A 16,116-nucleotide genomic window follows, 5' to 3' on the forward strand; every position below is an offset into this window, starting at 1 on the left:
TCTTGTGCAGCGCGGCAAACCCGATCAGCATGGAACCTTCATCCCTCACGGAGCCTTGATCGGTTCGATGCAGCAACGACCAGCGTTCGATGAGATCAGGGGCCGCCAAGGGTCCGGGTTCGACGCGCTGGCCAACTGGCTGGACGGCACCCCGTCCGACGAGCTGCGGCGGCGGCAGGCGGCGGCGGAGGCGACGTTCCGCCAGCTGGGCATTACCTTCGCCGTATACGGCGACACCGACGCGGCGGAGCGGATCATTCCGTTCGACATCGTCCCGCGCGTGTTCCTGCCGGCCGAGTGGTCGCGACTGTCCGACGGACTGGTGCAGCGGGTCGAGGCAATCAACGCCTTTCTCGACGACATCTACGGCGCGCAGAAGATCCTGGCGGACGGCGTGCTACCAACGGATCTGGTGCTCGGCAATCCGCAGTTCCGCCCGGAGGTGCACGGTATCCGCGCGCCGCACGGGGTGCGCGCGCATATCTGCGGCATCGACCTGGTCAGGACCGGGCCGGACGATTTTTGGGTGCTGGAGGACAATGCGCGGACGCCGTCGGGTGTCAGCTATATGCTGGAGAACCGCGAGGCGATGCTGCGCCTGTGCCCCGAGTTGTTCCGGTCGCTGCGCGTGGCGGCGGTGGACAGCTATCCCGATGTGTTGTTGCAGACGATGCGGTCGGTATCGCCGAAGGGGCACAGCAACCCGGTATGCGTGGTGCTGACGCCGGGGCATTATAATTCCGCCTATTACGAGCACAGCTTTCTTGCCGACTCGATGGGGATCGAGCTGGTCGAGGCGGCGGATCTGCTGGTCGACGACGACGTGGTCTGGATGCGGACCACCGCCGGGCGGGTGCGCGTGGACGTGATCTATCGCCGTATCGACGACGACTTCCTCGATCCGCTGGTATTCCGGCCCGACTCGGCGCTGGGCGTGCCGGGCTTGATCGCGGCCTATGCGGCGGGCAACGTCGCGATCATCAACGCGCCGGGCAACGGCATCGCCGACGACAAGGCGATCTATAGCTACATGCCCGAGATCGTGCGCTATTATTCGGGCGGCGAGGCGAAGCTGCCCAATGTCGAGACGTGGCGGTGCCGCGAACCCGAAGCGCTGCGCTATGTGCTCGATCATCTCGACGAAGTGGTGGTGAAGCTGGTCGACGGATCGGGCGGCTATGGCATGTTGGTCGGGCCGACCGCGTCGAAGGCGGAGATCGAGGCGTTTCGTCGCGCGCTGGTGGCGGAGCCGGAGCGGTACATCGCGCAGCCTACTCTCGCGCTGTCGACGGTGCCGACCTTGAGCGAATCCGGAGCGAACGCGGGGCTCGCGCCGCGACACGTCGACTTCCGGCCGTTCGTGCTGAGCGGCGCGAAGGGCGTGCAGGTGGTGCCCGGCGGGCTGACGCGCGTCGCGCTGCGCGAGGGGTCGTTGGTGGTCAATTCGAGCCAGGGCGGCGGGACGAAGGACAGCTTCGTGCTGATGGACGAGCCGCGAATGATGCAATCGCAGTCGATGGGCGGGATGACGCAATCACAAGGCATAGGGGGTGCTCGTGCTTAGCCGCACCGCCTCTTCGCTCTACTGGCTCGGACGCTATTTCGAGCGGGCCGACTTCGTGGCGCGGCTGGTCGAGGCGACGGCGCGGCTCGATACCTTGTCCTCGCGGCCGGCGGGCGAGGCGGCATGGGCGTCGGCGCTGGCGGTGACGGAAAACGATGAGGCCTTTGCCGCCACGGGCGCGCATCCGGGCCAGACCGAAGTGGCGTGCTTTCTGACGCTGGACACCGGGCATCCGGGGTCGGTCGTCCGTTGCCTCGACATGGCGCGAACGAATGCCAAGGCGGTCCGGACGGCCCTGACCCGCGAGGCGTGGACGGCGATCAATCGCGCGTGGCTGTCGTTCGAGCGAGGACCGGACCAATGCGAGCTGTCGGACACGTTGCGGATGGTCGCATCGGTCCAGAATGAGTGCCGCGGCTTCGAGGGGGCCGTGCAGCGCATGCTCCGCAATCAGGCGACGTGGTTCGTACGGCTGGGGCAAGCGGTGGAGCGCGCGGACAACACCGCGCGGTTGGTCGACGTGAAATACCACCTTCTTTTGCCTGAGGGCGAGAAGGTCGGCGGGTCGCTGGATCGCGACCAGTGGACCACGATCCTGCAGACCGTATCCGCGGTGACCGCGTATCGCTGGCTGTATTCGGACGGACTGACCGTCGGCAACGTCGTCGACCTGCTGCTCGCGCGATCGGAGATGCCGCGTAGCCTGGCGGCGTCGGCGGAGGAGGTAGTCGACCTGCTCGGGCTGCTCGCGAAGCATACCGGTCGGCATGGTGAGGCGGATCGCATGGCACGCCTGCGCGCGAGCCGGATGACGCGCACGCGATCGGGCGAGGTGATCGCGAATGGGCTGCACCAGTATCTGCGGGCGTTTATCGAGGAGAATGCGCAACTGCACTCCGCGATCGGCCGTCAGTTCACCTTCATCTGATGCGGTTGACCGTCGATCACCGCACGACCTATCGCTTCACCGTTCCGCAGGCGCGCGTGGTGCAGCTGCTGCGGCTGACGCCCGGCAACACGCACGACCAGACAGTCGCGTCATGGCGCATCCACATCGATTGCGACGCGCGGATGCGCGATGGCCTGGACGGGTTCGGCAACGCGGTGACGATGCTCTACGCCGAGGGCCCGCTGACCGAAATCGTGATCGCGGTGCATGGCGAGGTGCTGACCAGCCACTCGGCGGGGTGCGTGCTTGGGGTCGCCGAGCCGCTGCCGCCGCCTTTGTTCCTGCGCGCGACCGCCGCGACCGCGCCCGACGCGACGGTCGCGCGATGGGCGGGCGAGGTTGCCGAGGGGACCAATATGGTCGAGCGGCTGCACGCGCTCAATCGGGCGCTGCACGACCGGTTCGGGGTCGACCGTGGTCGGGGCGATCCGGGCCTGACCGCCGGCGAGGCATTCGCGCGCGAAAGCGTGACGCCGCGCGATCTGGCGCAGCTGTTCTGCGTTGCGGCGCGGTCGCTGGGCATACCGGCGCGGTTCGTGTCGGGCTATCACCTGTGGGAGGTCGACGGCGAGCACCGCCCGGCGCCGCATGGCTGGGCGGAGGCGCACGTCGTGGGGCTGGGCTGGATCGGGTTCGATCCTACCAACGGCATGTCGCCCGAGGAGGAGTATGTCAGGGTCGCGGTGGCGCTGGACGCCGCGGGGGCGGCGCCGGTAGCCGGGTCGCGGCTGGGCCAGGGCGCGGAAGAGCTGGACGTCGACGTCAGCGTGACGCGTGGGGAGTAGGTCAGCTGCGCGATCCCGCCATAGCGAGCGTTCGACGGTTACCCGTTGCTCGCTCGGTAGCGGTCAGGTCGTGAGCAGGCGGAGGTTGCGTTGTCGCGGCATGACGAATGGCATTGCCACGTGCCGCGATCAGGCCAGTTCGCGAAGATCCTGCGTTTCCAGCTCGCGGTCGCCAAGGGGTCGCCAGCCGGTGGGGCCGAGAACTTCGAGCGGGCGATAGCGAACCTTGTACGCCATCCGGCGCGAGCCCTTCACCCAATAGCCGAGATAGACATAGGGCAAGCCCGCCTCGCGTGCGCGCAGGATATGATCCATGATGATGAAGTTGCCGAGCCCCGGTCTTTCGTCCTCCTCATCGGCGGCGAAGAAGCTGTAAATCATCGACAACCCGTCGGCCTGACGATCGGTGAGGCAAGCGCCGAGCAATCGCCCTCTGCGTCCGTATTTGGCCGGCGCGCGATATTCCATCACCAGCGAGTTGACCGGCGAGTGCTCGACCATGGCGGCGAAATCGTCCTCGTCCATCATCGCCATGCCACCGCCCGGGTGACGCGACACGAGATAGCGGCGCAGTAGCTGAAACTGCTCGTCCGTCGCCCACGGGCGGCAGGGCGTGACCTCAATATCCGCGTGACGCTTGAGCAGCTTGCGTTGCGTCGCGTTGGGCCGGAATTCGGGCGTGACGACGCGAACCGACACGCAGGCGGTGCAGCCGGCACAGCTTGGACGATAGGCGACGCCCTGCGACCGACGGAACCCGATCCGGCCGAGCGCGTCGTTTAGTTCGGTCGCATGCACGCCGACCAATTCGGTGAACACCTTGCGCTCCTGCTTGCCCGGCAGATACGGGCACGGCGAGGGGCTGGTGACGAAGAAGCGCGGGAAACGGAAGGGCGCAGTCACCGGCGGCGATACTCCTGAACAGGTAAAGCCGTTATGGAGGGTGCCGCGCATGCTGAAAAGCGGCTTTACCACGAAAGAGGGTTAACGTAGAACAAAGCTAAGGAAATCGATGGTTTGCGATATGCTGCGGAACTCATCCGCGCTGAGGCTGTTGCAAGGTTTCTCGCAAAGGGAGGAAGTTTCATGCGTATAAATTCTGTTCTTTCGTCGATCGCCGCCGCCGGTCTGGCGCTGGCCCCGGTGGCTGCCAGCGCGGCACCGGCAGCCAATCCGGCCGCCAGCCTGTCGGTCGTGAAGAGTGTCCGCGGGTCGGCCGCGACTTCCAAGGACAGCAATCTGTTCGGCGGCGGCATTCTGGCGGCGATCATCGTGGCCGGCATCGCCGCCATCGGCGTGATCGCGATCGTCAACGATAGCGACGATTCCGACAGCAATTAAGCTAGGCTGGCCTGGATCGCTGCCTGGTGGCGGCGGTTCAGGCCAGTTCGACCGTGGACACCTCGTAGCCAGCGGTGGCTAATGCTCGTATCAGGCGTTCGAGGTGGTTGCGATCACGCGCCTCACACTCGATGTCGGTGATGAGGCCCTTTGCCGGCAGCGTTGTGAAGACGCGCTGGTGATATACTTCGATGATGTTGACACGCTCTTGGTCGAATATCCGGGCGACGTTGAACAGTGCGCCCGGTTGATCCTGTAGCCGGATCCGTAGTCGCGCCAGCCGCCCCGAGCGGGCGAGATCGCGCAGCAGAACGTTGGCGAGCAGCCGAGTGTCGATGTTCCCTCCGCACAAGACGACACCGACCGTTCGCCCGGCGAACTGCTCGGGATAGGCGAGCAGCGCGGCGAGACCGGCGGCCCCCGCACCCTCGACCACCGTCTTTTCGATCTGCAGCAGGAGTGCGACGGCCTCTTCGAGCCGACGTTCCGGGACCAGCAGGATGTCGTCGACCAGCGCGCGGACCATCCTGGCGGTGATGCCGCCAGGCTCCTTGACGGCGATGCCCTCCGCCAGCGTGTCGCCCGCGCAGGGCAAGTGCGTGCCGTTGATCCGGTTGTACATCGACGGAAACAGCTCGGCCTCGACGCCGACGACCCGTATCGGGCGCGGTTGCGCCCGCGCGACCGTCGCCATGCCGGAGATCAGCCCGCCGCCACCGATCGGTGTCACCAGCGTATCGATCGCAGGCACGTCCTCGAACATCTCCACCGCCGTGGTCCCTGCGCCGGCGATGATGCGCGGATCGTCGAACGGATGGACGAAGGTGAAGCCGCGTTGCGCCTCCAGCACGCGGGCATGGGCATAGGCGGCGTCGAACGTATCGCCCTCCAGAATGACGTCGGCGCCGTGGCCTTGCGTCTGCGTGACCTTCACCGTCGGCGTGTTGGTCGGCATGACGATAGTGGCGGGCACGCCCAGGCGATGCGCGTGGTAGGCGAGGCCCTGCGCGTGGTTGCCCGCCGACGCGGCGATCACACCCTTCGCCTTTGCCTCGTCCGACAACAGCAGCAGCGTGTTGAGCGCACCGCGCTCCTTGTAGGCGGCGGTGAACTGGAGGTTTTCGAACTTGAGATAGACCGTCGCGCCGGTCAGCTCCGACAGCGTCCGGCTGATCAGCGTCGGCGTGCGGACGATCGCGTCGGCGATGCGCGCGTGGGCGGCATGAATGTCGGCGAGCGTGACGGGCAGCACGTCCGTGTCTTGAGAGGCGGGCGCGGTTTGACGGGCGAGAGTGGCCATGTGCCGCCCCTAGGCCATCTGGCGCGGCGGGGGAACAGGGCCTATTCCGGCAGCCATGCTTACGAAGATGGTCGCGGCGTTCGCCGCCTGCTTGCTTGCCGCACCCGCGCTGGCCGACGCGCTGATCGACAACGTCAACGGCGTCACACTCGACAAGCAGGGGCGGGTGGTGCGGTTCACCGGTCTGACGCTGTCGGCCGACGGTAAGGTGACGGCGCTGCTCGGGCGCGAGGACAGGCGGCCGGCGCGGGCGGACTGGCGCGTGGACCTGAAGGGGCGCGTGCTGCTGCCCGGCATGATTGACGCGCACGGGCATGTCATGGAACTGGGCTTCCAGGCGCTGACGCTCGACCTGTCCGACACGACCTCGCTCGCCGACGCGCAGGCTAGGATCAGGGACTATGCCGGACGCTACCCCGATCGGCGATGGATCCTGGGGTTCGGGTGGAATCAGGAGAAATGGCAGCTCGGCCGCTTCCCGACCGCCGCCGAACTCGACGCCGCGGTGGGCGATCGACCGGTGTGGCTGGCGCGGGCGGACGGGCATGCGAGCTGGGGCAATACGCTGGCGCTCAGGACGGCGGGCGTGACCGCACGCAGCGTCACGCCGGCGGGCGGTCGGATCGAGCGCGGCGCGGGCGGGGTGCCGTCGGGCGTCTTCGTCGATGCGGCGCAGGCGCTGGTCCAGCATGTCGTCCCCGCGCCGCTGCCCAAGGATCGTGACGCGGCGTTCCTGCAGGCGCAGCAGATCCTGCTCCGCTACGGCGTCACCGCGATCGCCGACATGGGCACTAGCGTCGACGACTGGCTGTCCTACCGGCGCATGGGCGACCGGGGGGCGCTGCGTATCCGGGTGATGAGCTATGGGCTTGGGGTCGACACGGCGTTGCAGGTCGGCGGTGCGGGGCCGACGCCGTGGCTGTACGCCGACCGGCTGCGGATGGGCGGGGTCAAGCTGTACGCCGACGGTGCGCTGGGATCGCGCGGGGCGTGGCTGAAGCGGCCCTATACCGACATGCCGACGCAGTCCGGCGCGGGGTTCATGACCGACGACCAGATGCAGAACCGGATGAGCCGGGCGGCGATGGACGGGTGGCAGGTCGCGGTGCATGCGATCGGCGATCGCGCCAACGCGCAGGTGCTCGACGCGATCGATGTGCTTGCCGAGACCTACAAGGGCGATCGGCGCTGGCGGATCGAACACGCGCAGATCGTCGATCCGGTCGACCTGCCGCGGTTCGGCAGGAACGGCGTGATCGCCTCGATGCAGCCGGTGCACCAGACCAGCGACCGGACGATGGCGGAGGCGCGGCTGGGCGAGGCGCGGCTGGCGGGTGCCTATGCCTGGGCGTCGATGCTGAAGAACGGGAGCAGGCTGGCGTTCGGTTCCGACGCGCCGGTCGAGCGGCCCGATCCGTGGGCGGGCTGGGCGGCGGCGTTCACGCGGGAGGATGCGGACGGACAGCCGTTCGGCGGCTGGCGACCCGAGGAGCGGGTCAGTCGCGAGCAGGCGTGGTGGGCGTATACGGGTGGTGCCGCTTACGCCGGATTCGCAGAGGAGCGGTTCGGTCTGCTCGCGGTCGGCCAACGTGCGGACTTCATCGTCGTCGATCGCGATCCGCTGCTCGCGAGCCCAAGCGACCTCCGGCAGACGCAGGTGCTGGAGACCTGGGTCGGCGGCGAGAAGATGTGGGAGAAGGGCAGGTGATCGTCATCACCGGCAGCGTCACTGCGAGGGCAGGCTCGATCGAAGCGCTCAGGGCCGAGGGGCTGGCACACTCGATGCGCTCACGGGCGGAGGATGGATGCCTGTCGCACCGTTGCTATGTCGACGCGGAGGCGCCGGCGCGGCTGTTCTTTTACGAGGAGTGGCGAGACATGGCGGCGGTCGAGGCGCATTTCGCCCATCCCGACACGCCCAAGGTCATGGCGGCTATCAGGAACTATGCCGTCGCGTCGGATGGACCGACCCTGCTCGACGCGACGCCAGTAATTCGCTGATCGCGATTCAGGCGACCGAGAGCGCGCCGACCCGACGACGACGCATCGCGCCGCCCACCGCACCGAAGCCGAGGATCATCAGCGCCCAAGTCGACGGCTCCGGCACCCCTGCGAACGCTGCGGTGATGTTGTCGACATAGCCGCCGACGCCATCGCTGGTGCCGACCGCGCGGAAGGTCAGCAAGCCGCCGCCGACCCCGACGGTGAAGGGAGAGAGCGTCTTGGTCGACCAAGCGGTGGTGCCCTGTCCGTCTTCGGCGAAGCTGCCGAGCAGGGTCGAGCCGAGCAGCACCTCGATGCCCTGCGTGCTCGCGGCGAAGCCGGGGCGCGCCGAGTAGAGGAAGCTGAGGTCATAGGTGCCGCGGGCGAGTTCGCGGGTCATGAAGCTGTTGCCGTTGGTGTCGAGCTCGACGAACACGTCGCCGCCCGTCAGAGCGGGATTGCCGGCGGCATGGTTCTGCAGCTCGATCCCGCGATCGCCGCCGGTCCAGCCGTCAGCGAAGGCGACCGTGGTGAAGCCACCGAAGCCGGGGCCGCCGGGAACGCTCTCGAACGTCGAGGTGAACGACTGTGCCGAGGCAGGCGCCGTGGCGGTGACCGCGGTCACGGCGGCGGCGAGGAGGAGAAGCTTCTTCATGGCGATACCTGTCGAATCGGGGCGCCCGTTAAGTCGGACACCGCCATCAACCTTTCCGTGCCGTTAAAGGTGCCGGCCCGCAAGCCGTCAGATCGATTGTCCCAGGCTGTGACAAAAGCGCTTCACGCTACCTTTGCGGCCTGAACCTCGTCCGGTTCACGCAGGACGTAGCCGCGGCCCCAGACGGTTTCGATGTAGTTCTCGCCCTCGCAGGCCAGGCTGAGCTTTTTGCGAAGCTTGCAGATGAAGACGTCGATGATCTTCAACTCGGGCTCGTCCATGCCGCCGTAGAGGTGGTTGAGGAACATTTCCTTGGTCAGCGTCGTGCCCTTGCGGAGCGAGAGCAGCTCCAGCATCGCATATTCCTTGCCCGTCAGATGGACGCGGGCACCGTCTACCTCGACCGTCTTGGCATCGAGATTGACCGCGAGCTTACCGGTCTTGATGACCGATTGCGAATGGCCCTTCGACCGGCGGACGACGGCGTGGATGCGGGCGACCAGTTCCTCGCGGTGGAACGGCTTGGTGACGTAGTCGTCGGCGCCGAAGCCGAAGCTGCGGACCTTCGAATCCATCTCGTTGACGCCGGACAGGATCAGTACCGGGGTGGCGACGCGGGCGACGCGCAGCTTCTTGAGCACGTCGTAGCCATGCATGTCGGGTAGGTGCAGGTCGAGCAGGATGATGTCGTAATCGTAGAGCTTGCCGAGGTCCAAGCCCTCTTCGCCGAGGTCGGTATTGTAGACGTTGAACCCCTCGGTCGTCAGCATCAGCTCGATGGCCTTGGCGGTCGACGGCTCGTCCTCGATCAGCAGCACACGCATGCGACACTCCCCCGTATGCTCCCGAAGCGTCGGGCAGCCGGATTCATTAACCAAAGAACCTCTGAAGGCAAAAGGTTAATTTGGCATTAATCGAGGACTCACCGCGAGTCGCGAGGGGTGGGATCGTCCGCCGGGCGCTCGGGTTCGCCGCCGGCGATGTCGTGGTCGGGGCCGAGCAGCGTCCTGTGCCGGGCGCGGGGAATGTCCTCACCCAGCACCTCGCGCAGATACAGGCTGCGCGTCAGGCTGTAGATCACGGTCAGCAGCGCGCCCGAGAAGAACAGGCCGAAGATGCCGAACACATAGCCGATGCCGATGATCGCGAAGACCGTCATCGCCGGCGGGATCGCGACCACGCGCGCGGTGACGAACGGCGTCACGAAATTGGTCTGGATCAGCCGCACGATCGCGAACACCGCCAGCGTCCACAGCACCTGGCTGGTGCCCGCCGTCGCGGCGAGCCCGAGTGCGGGCACCATCGCCGCGATCGGGCCGACATAGGGGATGAACTCCGACAGGCCGGTGAGCAGCCCGAGCGCGGCGGCGGACGGCACGCCGGCGAGCCACAGGCCGACGCCCACGAGCACGCCCATGCTGGTCATCAGGATCAGCTCGGCGCGCAGCCACAGTTTGAGGATGCTGCCCGCGTCGAACAGCGCGTCCTCGATCGCGGGGCGATAGCGGCGCGGCATCAGATAGAGGAAGCCGCGCTCGTAGACCTTGGGATCGGCGGCGAAGAACAGCGCGCCGATCAGGACGATGATCGCGTTGAGCACCAGCTCGCCCGCGCCCTGGACCAGCCCCCCCGCGTCCTGCGCGACCCGGCTGCCGGCGAACGCGGCCTCGACGGCGTCGGCGAGTTTGGCGCCGACCGGGCTGGTCCGCGCCCAGGCGGCGAGCTGGTCCAGCAGCGCGGGCAGCGCGGTGACGAGCTGGTTGACCTGGGTGCGGAACTGCACGCCGAACAGCCAGCCGAGAAAGCCGATGACGCCGAGCACCGTCGCCATCGAGGTCACGAGCGCAGGCTTCGTGGGCAGGCGGAAGTGGGTTCGGTAGAGTTCCGCGACGGCATGGATGACGATCGCGCCGAGGATCGAGCCGAACGCGAGGATCAGCAGGTCGCCGGCGCGGATCAGCGCGGCGACGAGCGCGGCGAGCAGGACGAGCAGGACGACGCGGCGCAGGAAGCGCTGATCGGCTTCGTCCGGCGCCATGCGGGCGCGGTGGCGCGGCGTGTCCTCGGCGGACTCGGGATGGGGCTCGCGGGAGGTGTCGGTCATGCGCGGAACTTCGCGATCCTCACGGGACGTACACGGCGGAGTGAGGGGCGGGACGTGGATCGGGTGGGTCGGGCGCCGTGAAGGATCGGTGGGAGCATCGGCGGGTGGTGGCAGATCGGTGGCGTATAGGACAGACAATCCGCTGGATGCGGGCTTGCCGAGGTGGTTTGCTCGCGGAGCGCCACCTCCGTCACGCGGCGTCGCCGCGCGCTACCTCCCGTGCCGGGGAGGGTCGGCGCAGGGGTCGCGGAGGTGTTCGGCGAGAAAGGCGATCAGCGCTTCGACGCGGGCGGGGCGGAGCGGGCTCGGCGGCGTCAGGAGGTAGAGGCCCGTCGCGGGTGGTGCCCAGGCGGGGAGCATCTCGACGAGGGCGCCGCTTTCCAGCGAGGGGCCGACGATGAAACCGGGCAAGCGCGCGATGCCGAGGCCCGCGAGCAGCGCCGGCAGCAGCGCCTCGCCCGAGTTGGCGGTCAGCGGACCGGCGGCGGTCACCGATATCGGCTCGCCGTCTGCGCCGCGGAAGCGCCATGGGCCGGGGAGATTGCTGTAGCCGAGCAGGCGGTGGCCGGCGAGGTCGCCCGGACGGCGCGGCTCGCCCTGTGCGGCGAGGTAGGCGGGCGTGGCGACCAGATGGGTGCGGATGTCGCCGAGGCGGCGCGCGCGCAGCGAGCTGTCGGGCAGGTCGGCGATGCGGAGACCGACATCGATGCCGTCGGCGACGATGTCGGCGCGCGCGTCGGACAGTTGCAGGTCGATGGCGATGGCGGGGTGGTCGCCGAGGAACCGCGCGATCAGCGGCGCGACGTTGGCGATGCCGAAGCCGAGCGGCGCGGCGACGCGGATGCGCCCGGCGAGCGTCGTGCCGCCATCGCGCGCGGCTTCCTCGGCGGCGACCGCTTGCGCGAGGATCAGGCGGGCGTGTTCGGCGAGCGGCTTGCCGGCCTCGGTCAGCGCAAGCCGGCGCGAGGTGCGGTGGAACAGCGCCTGGCCGAGCCGGGCCTCCAGCCGGGCGACCGCTTTCGAGACCGTCGCCTTGTTGACGCCGATCGCCTGCGCGGCGGCGGAGAAGGAGCGGTGCTCGACGACGGCAGCGAAGACGGCCCAGGCTTCGAGATCGGGTAGCATCGTCATTCCTCCCCGTGCCGGGGAGGAGCTTAGAACAGGCAACGATGCGTTGCCAAGGTTGCCGTTTACGAGCCTTTCGCCTGCCCCCATATCGGCCTGGACCGAACAGGAGGTTCAACATGACCACCGAGACACTGACCCGTATCGACCGCCGCCCCTTCGCCAGTCTCGGCCATGCCGATCATGGCTGGCTGGACGCGCGGCATCATTTCTCGTTCGCGAACTATCACGATCCGGCGCGGATGGGTTGGGGCGCGATCCGGGTGTGGAACGACGACGCGATCGCCGCCAACAGCGGTTTCCCGCCGCACCCGCACCGCGACATGGAGATCATCACCTATGTCCGCACCGGCGCGATCAGCCACGAGGACTCGCTGGGCAATCGCGGGCGCACTGCCGCCGGCGACGTGCAGGTGATGAGTGCGGGCAGCGGCGTGCGCCACGCGGAGTTCAACCGCGAGGACGAGACGACGACGCTGTTCCAGATCTGGATCGAGCCGACCACGCAGGGCGGCACCCCGAGCTGGGGCGCGAAGCCGTTCCCCAAGGACGGTCGCAGCGGGCGCTGGACGGTGCTGGCGAGCGGCTTCGCCGACGACGGCGACGCGCTGACGATCCGGGCCGAGGCGCGGGTAATGGCGGCGACGCTGCCGGCAGGGGAAACGCTGTCGCATCGCGTCGAGGACGGGCGGCACGCCTATCTGGTGCCCGCGACGGGTGCGCTGACGATCAACGGCGAGCGGGTCGATGCGCGCGACGGCGTGGCGCTGAGCGGGGGCGATTACGCGATCGAGGCGTTGGAAAGCGCGGAGATCGTGCTGGTGGATGCCGCCTGACCTTACACCTATTTCCGACCCAAGGAGAACGACATGACCAAGGTTTTGGTGCTCTATTACTCGTCCTACGGCCATCTCGAGCAGATGGCTGATGCGGTCGCCGAGGGCGCGCGCGGGGCCGGTGCCGAGGTGGACATCCGCCGCGTCGCCGAGACCGCGCCTGCCGAGGTGATCGCGGCGGCGCACTTCAAGACCGACACCGCGCATCCGGTGATCGAGAGCCCCGACCAGCTGGCCGACTATGACGCCATCATCGTCGGTGCGCCCACCCGCTTTGGCCGGATGCCCGCGCAGATGGCGGCGTTCTGGGACACGACCGGCGGGCTATGGGCGAAGGGGGCATTGATCGGCAAGGTCGGCGGTGCCTTCACCTCGACCGCGTCGCAGCATGGCGGGCAGGAGACGACGCTGTTCTCGATCATCACCAACCTGCTCCACCACGGGCTGACGATCGTCGGGCTGGACTATGGCTTCCAAGGGCAGATGAAGATGGACGAGATCGTCGGCGGCTCGCCCTATGGCGCGACGACGATGGCGGCGGGCGACGGGTCGCGGCAGCCGCATCCGGAGGAACTGGAGGGCGCGCGCTACCAGGGGCGGCGGATCGCGGCGTTGGCGGCGAAGCTGGCGGCGTAAAGTCCTCTCCGGCTTGGGGAGGTGGCGCTCGCGACGCGGGTAAAGGAGGGGGCGGTCGCGCGCGGGTCGTTCGAGACGGCTCCCTCCACCGCTTCCCCGTGCCGGGACCGATCAGGGGACCATCGGCTTGGCGGGGAACTCCCGTCTGGCGCGAGCGAAGAGGAATCGGGCTCTCGCCGCGCCGGGTGCGTCGGCCGAGGTGCCGACCCAGCGCCAGTGCCACGGCTCCCATTTGACGTTCTGCTTGTTGCCGCCCGGAAAGCTCTGTTCGAACCCGAAGCGCGCGGCGTTGGCGAACAGCCAGCGGGCGGCCGGCAGCGCGGCCATGCAGCCCTCCACGTCGGGGCAGTTGGGCGAGGGGCGGACCGCGAAGTCGATCGCATAGCCGGTCGCGTGCTCGCTGTGCCCCGGCGGTGCTACCGAGATCGCGCGCAGCGACGGGTCGTCATGCGCCTCCGCGCAAAACACGCTCTCCTGCCAGGTCAAGGTGCGGTGGCACGATGCGCCGCGCAGCGTGCCGGCGGTGGCGGGGTCCGCGCCGGCGGCGGCGAGCAGGCGGGCGAGGTCTGCGGCGACTTCCGGGCGGATGCGGCAGGCGGCGCGCAGCGCGAAGCCGGCGGGTGCCTCGACCAGCGTGCCCGGCGCGGTGTCGCCATAGGGCAGGTGGCCGAGGACGCGGCCGTCGGGCGCGATCGCGGCGGTCGGGATGCAACGCTGCGCCTGAGCCTGCGCCATGGCGGGCGCGAGCAGCAGGAGCAGGACGGCACGACGGCACGGAATCAGCATGGCGGCAGCACTGGCACGCGCGCGCGCGGGGTGGCAAGGCGGTGGCATCATGGATCCCGACCGCATCCTCTTTATCGACGGCGAAGCGTTGGTGATCGACAAGCCTGCCGGGCTACCCGTCGATCCGCCGCGCGACGGCTCGCTCAGTCTCGACAACCATATGGAGGGCTTGCGCCTGGGCTTTCACCGCTGGCCGGTGCCGGTGCATCGACTGGATCGCGACACCAGCGGCTGCCTGTTGCTGGCGCGCAATCCCAAAGCGGGGGCGCGGTTCCAGCGCGCGTTCGAGGCGGGCGAGGTGGAGAAGCTGTATCTCGCGGTGCTCGACGGCGTGCCGGATGGCGAAGCGGGGACGATCGACCTGCCGCTCGCCAAGGTGTCGAGCCGCGAGCAGGGCTGGCGGATCGTCGCGGACCCGAAAGGCAAGGCGTCGCGGACGGCGTGGCGGGTGGTCCGGGTCGAGGACGGCCGCGCGCTGGTCGAGTTCCGGCCGACGACCGGCCGGACGCATCAGATCCGCGTGCATGCGGCGACCGGGCTGGGCGCGGCGGTGGTCGGCGATCCCGTCTATGGCCGCGCCGACAAGGCGGGGATGCTGCTCCACGCGCGTGCGCTGACGCTGCCGCGCGCGGGCAAGGAGCCGGTCGTCGCACAGGCGCCGGTGCCGGCGCGGTTCGGGGTCTTCGCCGCGGCGGTCGACGCCGGTGGTTGAGGTGCCCGAGGCGGCGCTGGAGGAGAAGTTCCTCGCCGCCACCGGGCCGGGCGGACAGAACGTCAACAAGGTCGCGACCGCGTGCCAGCTGCGCCTGGACGTGTTCCGGCTGGGACTCCATCCCGAGAGCTTCCGGCGGCTGAAGCTGCTCGCGGGCAGCCGGATGACGGCGGGCGGCGAGCTTATCATCACCGCGCGGCGCTATCGGACGCAGGAGCAGAACCGGGCCGACGCGCGCGCGCGACTGGCGGCGCTGCTCGCCGGGGCGGAGGAGCGCGAGGCGCGCCGCGTCAAGACCAAGCCGAGCCGCGCGGCCAAGGCGCGCCGTGTCGATGCCAAGAAGGGTCGCGCGGTGGTCAAGGCCGGGCGCGGGCGGGTGCGGGACGAATGAGGTCGCGGCGAGGCTATGCGGTGGCGACGGTCGTGCTGCTGCTGATCGAGATCGCGATCGCGCTGTGGGTCCGCGACCGCGTGGTGCGGCCATTCGGCGGCGACGCGATCGCGGTGATGCTGGTCTATTGCGGGTTCCGCGCGGTGACGCGGTGGCGCTGGCCGTTCGCACTGGCGGCGGCGCTGACGATGGCGGTGCTGGTCGAGTTGGGACAACTGGTCGGCGTGCTGCGGCTGCTCGGGCTGGCGGACGTGCCGGTGGCGCGCGTCGTGCTGGGCAGCGGGTTCGATCCGCGCGACTTCGTCGCCTATGCGCTGGGCGGAGCCGTGATTGCTGCCATCGAATGGCGGCGGGCGCGGTAAGGGAAGAGGCATGTACCAGTTCGACATCGCGGCCGGATCGAAGGCCGAACTGTATCGCGACCTCCTCGCCGCGCTGGATGCGCTAACGACGGGGGAGGCGGACGCGGTCGCCAACATGGCCAACGCGGCGGCGGCGATCTGGCAGTATCTGCCCGACCTCAACTGGGCGGGCTTCTATCGGGTGATCGGCGACGAACTGGTGCTCGGGCCGTTTCAGGGCAAGGCGGCGTGTATCCGCATCGCGATGGGCAAGGGCGTGTGCGGCACCGCCGCCGCGACGGGCGCGACGCAGCGGGTCGACGACGTCCACGCCTTTCCCGGCCATATCGCCTGCGACGCGGCGAGCCGGTCGGAGCTGGTGGTGCCGCTGGTCGCGGGCGACCGCGTGATCGGGGTGCTCGACCTCGACAGTCCGATGCCGGCACGGTTCGATGCGACGGATCAGGCGGGGTGCGAGGCGCTCGCCGCGCTGTTGGCGACCCGCCTCGATCAGGGCCGCCTCGATCAGGGCCGCCTCGATCAGGGCCGCCTCGATCAGGGCCGCCTCGGTTGACCCGGATCGGGACACGGCCGGTCGTGGCGACTCG

The 16,116-nt window shown here is 68.9% G+C and carries 19 protein-coding genes; 12 read left to right on the forward strand and 7 right to left on the reverse strand.

Annotated elements, in window-relative coordinates:
• Positions 1–67 precede the first annotated feature (67 nt).
• Genes ACOFKS_RS14430 through ACOFKS_RS14440 form a run of 3 tightly spaced genes read left to right on the forward strand, consistent with a single transcriptional unit; the run spans position 68 to position 3,298 of the window.
• Positions 68–1,564 carry a circularly permuted type 2 ATP-grasp protein gene (locus ACOFKS_RS14430; RefSeq protein ID WP_419809955.1) on the forward strand — a complete coding sequence of 499 codons (1,497 nt, stop codon included), beginning with the start codon at positions 68–70 and terminating at the stop codon, positions 1,562–1,564.
• Positions 1,557–2,492: an alpha-E domain-containing protein gene (locus ACOFKS_RS14435; RefSeq protein WP_419809956.1), complete on the forward strand. Its 936-nt coding sequence runs from the start codon at positions 1,557–1,559 to the stop codon at positions 2,490–2,492. The genes ACOFKS_RS14430 and ACOFKS_RS14435 overlap by 8 nt, the downstream gene beginning before the upstream one ends.
• Entirely contained in the window at positions 2,492–3,298 is an 807-nt protein-coding gene (locus ACOFKS_RS14440; RefSeq protein ID WP_419809957.1) for a transglutaminase family protein, read from the forward strand. The genes ACOFKS_RS14435 and ACOFKS_RS14440 overlap by 1 nt, the downstream gene beginning before the upstream one ends.
• Positions 3,299–3,427: 129 nt before the next feature.
• On the opposite strand, the gene ACOFKS_RS14445 is transcribed toward ACOFKS_RS14440, so the two are convergent.
• Entirely contained in the window at positions 3,428–4,201 is a 774-nt protein-coding gene (locus ACOFKS_RS14445) for an arginyltransferase (protein WP_419809958.1), read from the reverse strand.
• A 183-nt stretch (positions 4,202–4,384) separates the two neighbouring features.
• Here ACOFKS_RS14445 and ACOFKS_RS14450 point away from each other — a divergent pair, with 183 nt between their 5' ends.
• The gene (locus tag ACOFKS_RS14450) at positions 4,385–4,639 is read left to right on the forward strand and encodes a hypothetical protein (RefSeq protein ID WP_419809959.1); all 255 of its coding nucleotides are present in this window, start codon (positions 4,385–4,387) and stop codon (positions 4,637–4,639) included.
• A 37-nt stretch (positions 4,640–4,676) separates the two neighbouring features.
• On the opposite strand, the gene ACOFKS_RS14455 is transcribed toward ACOFKS_RS14450, so the two are convergent.
• The gene (locus ACOFKS_RS14455; RefSeq protein ID WP_419809960.1) at positions 4,677–5,939 is read right to left on the reverse strand and encodes a threonine ammonia-lyase; all 1,263 of its coding nucleotides are present in this window, start codon (positions 5,937–5,939) and stop codon (positions 4,677–4,679) included.
• A gap of 55 nt (positions 5,940–5,994) precedes the next feature.
• Between ACOFKS_RS14455 and ACOFKS_RS14460 the strand changes: the two genes are divergently transcribed.
• Together ACOFKS_RS14460 and ACOFKS_RS14465 are read left to right on the forward strand one after the other, a co-directional pair.
• Positions 5,995–7,647 carry an amidohydrolase gene (locus ACOFKS_RS14460; protein ID WP_419809961.1) on the forward strand — a complete coding sequence of 551 codons (1,653 nt, stop codon included), beginning with the start codon at positions 5,995–5,997 and terminating at the stop codon, positions 7,645–7,647.
• Positions 7,644–7,940, forward strand: coding sequence for a putative quinol monooxygenase (locus tag ACOFKS_RS14465; protein ID WP_419809962.1), 297 nt, complete (start codon positions 7,644–7,646; stop codon positions 7,938–7,940). The genes ACOFKS_RS14460 and ACOFKS_RS14465 overlap by 4 nt, the downstream gene beginning before the upstream one ends.
• 7 nt (positions 7,941–7,947) lie before the next feature.
• On the opposite strand, the gene ACOFKS_RS14470 is transcribed toward ACOFKS_RS14465, so the two are convergent.
• The 4 genes from ACOFKS_RS14470 to ACOFKS_RS14485 all read right to left on the reverse strand — a co-directional run bounded on the left by ACOFKS_RS14470 (position 7,948) and on the right by ACOFKS_RS14485 (position 11,806).
• Positions 7,948–8,577, reverse strand: coding sequence for a PEPxxWA-CTERM sorting domain-containing protein (locus ACOFKS_RS14470; protein ID WP_419809963.1), 630 nt, complete (start codon positions 8,575–8,577; stop codon positions 7,948–7,950).
• Between the two features lie 122 nt (positions 8,578–8,699).
• Positions 8,700–9,401 (reverse strand): response regulator transcription factor CtrA, encoded by a 702-nt coding sequence (gene ctrA, locus ACOFKS_RS14475; protein WP_419809964.1) that lies wholly within the window; start codon positions 9,399–9,401, stop codon positions 8,700–8,702.
• A gap of 98 nt (positions 9,402–9,499) precedes the next feature.
• On the reverse strand, positions 9,500–10,681 hold the full coding sequence (locus tag ACOFKS_RS14480) for an AI-2E family transporter (protein WP_419809965.1): 1,182 nt from the start codon (positions 10,679–10,681) through the stop codon (positions 9,500–9,502).
• 210 nt (positions 10,682–10,891) lie between these two features.
• A complete protein-coding gene (locus ACOFKS_RS14485; protein ID WP_419809966.1) occupies positions 10,892–11,806 on the reverse strand; it encodes a LysR family transcriptional regulator in 915 nt (304 codons plus the stop codon).
• A gap of 119 nt (positions 11,807–11,925) precedes the next feature.
• Between ACOFKS_RS14485 and ACOFKS_RS14490 the strand changes: the two genes are divergently transcribed.
• Positions 11,926–12,642 carry a pirin family protein gene (locus ACOFKS_RS14490; RefSeq protein WP_419809967.1) on the forward strand — a complete coding sequence of 239 codons (717 nt, stop codon included), beginning with the start codon at positions 11,926–11,928 and terminating at the stop codon, positions 12,640–12,642.
• A 33-nt stretch (positions 12,643–12,675) separates the two neighbouring features.
• Positions 12,676–13,278 (forward strand): NAD(P)H:quinone oxidoreductase, encoded by a 603-nt coding sequence (gene wrbA, locus ACOFKS_RS14495; RefSeq protein WP_419809968.1) that lies wholly within the window; start codon positions 12,676–12,678, stop codon positions 13,276–13,278.
• A gap of 111 nt (positions 13,279–13,389) precedes the next feature.
• Here the strand turns inward: wrbA and ACOFKS_RS14500 are convergent, their stop codons facing one another.
• Entirely contained in the window at positions 13,390–14,064 is a 675-nt protein-coding gene (locus tag ACOFKS_RS14500; RefSeq protein WP_419809969.1) for a M15 family metallopeptidase, read from the reverse strand.
• A gap of 49 nt (positions 14,065–14,113) precedes the next feature.
• On the opposite strand from ACOFKS_RS14500, the gene ACOFKS_RS14505 reads away from it, so the two are divergent.
• The 4 genes from ACOFKS_RS14505 to ACOFKS_RS14520 are packed head-to-tail and all read left to right on the forward strand — an operon-like array spanning position 14,114 to position 16,082.
• A complete protein-coding gene (locus tag ACOFKS_RS14505) occupies positions 14,114–14,776 on the forward strand; it encodes an RluA family pseudouridine synthase (protein WP_419810172.1) in 663 nt (220 codons plus the stop codon).
• Positions 14,769–15,167, forward strand: coding sequence for an alternative ribosome rescue aminoacyl-tRNA hydrolase ArfB (gene arfB, locus ACOFKS_RS14510; protein ID WP_419809970.1), 399 nt, complete (start codon positions 14,769–14,771; stop codon positions 15,165–15,167). Before ACOFKS_RS14505 ends, arfB begins: the two co-directional genes overlap by 8 nt.
• Complete coding sequence (locus tag ACOFKS_RS14515) at positions 15,164–15,529, forward strand: DUF2809 domain-containing protein (protein ID WP_419809971.1); 366 nt, start codon at positions 15,164–15,166, stop codon at positions 15,527–15,529. The genes arfB and ACOFKS_RS14515 overlap by 4 nt, the downstream gene beginning before the upstream one ends.
• Positions 15,530–15,539: 10 nt before the next feature.
• Entirely contained in the window at positions 15,540–16,082 is a 543-nt protein-coding gene (locus ACOFKS_RS14520) for a GAF domain-containing protein (RefSeq protein ID WP_419809972.1), read from the forward strand.
• The last annotated feature ends 34 nt before the right edge of the window (positions 16,083–16,116 follow it).

Source organism: Sphingomonas sp., from assembly GCF_965200135.1.
GTDB lineage: Bacteria > Pseudomonadota > Alphaproteobacteria > Sphingomonadales > Sphingomonadaceae > Sphingomonas.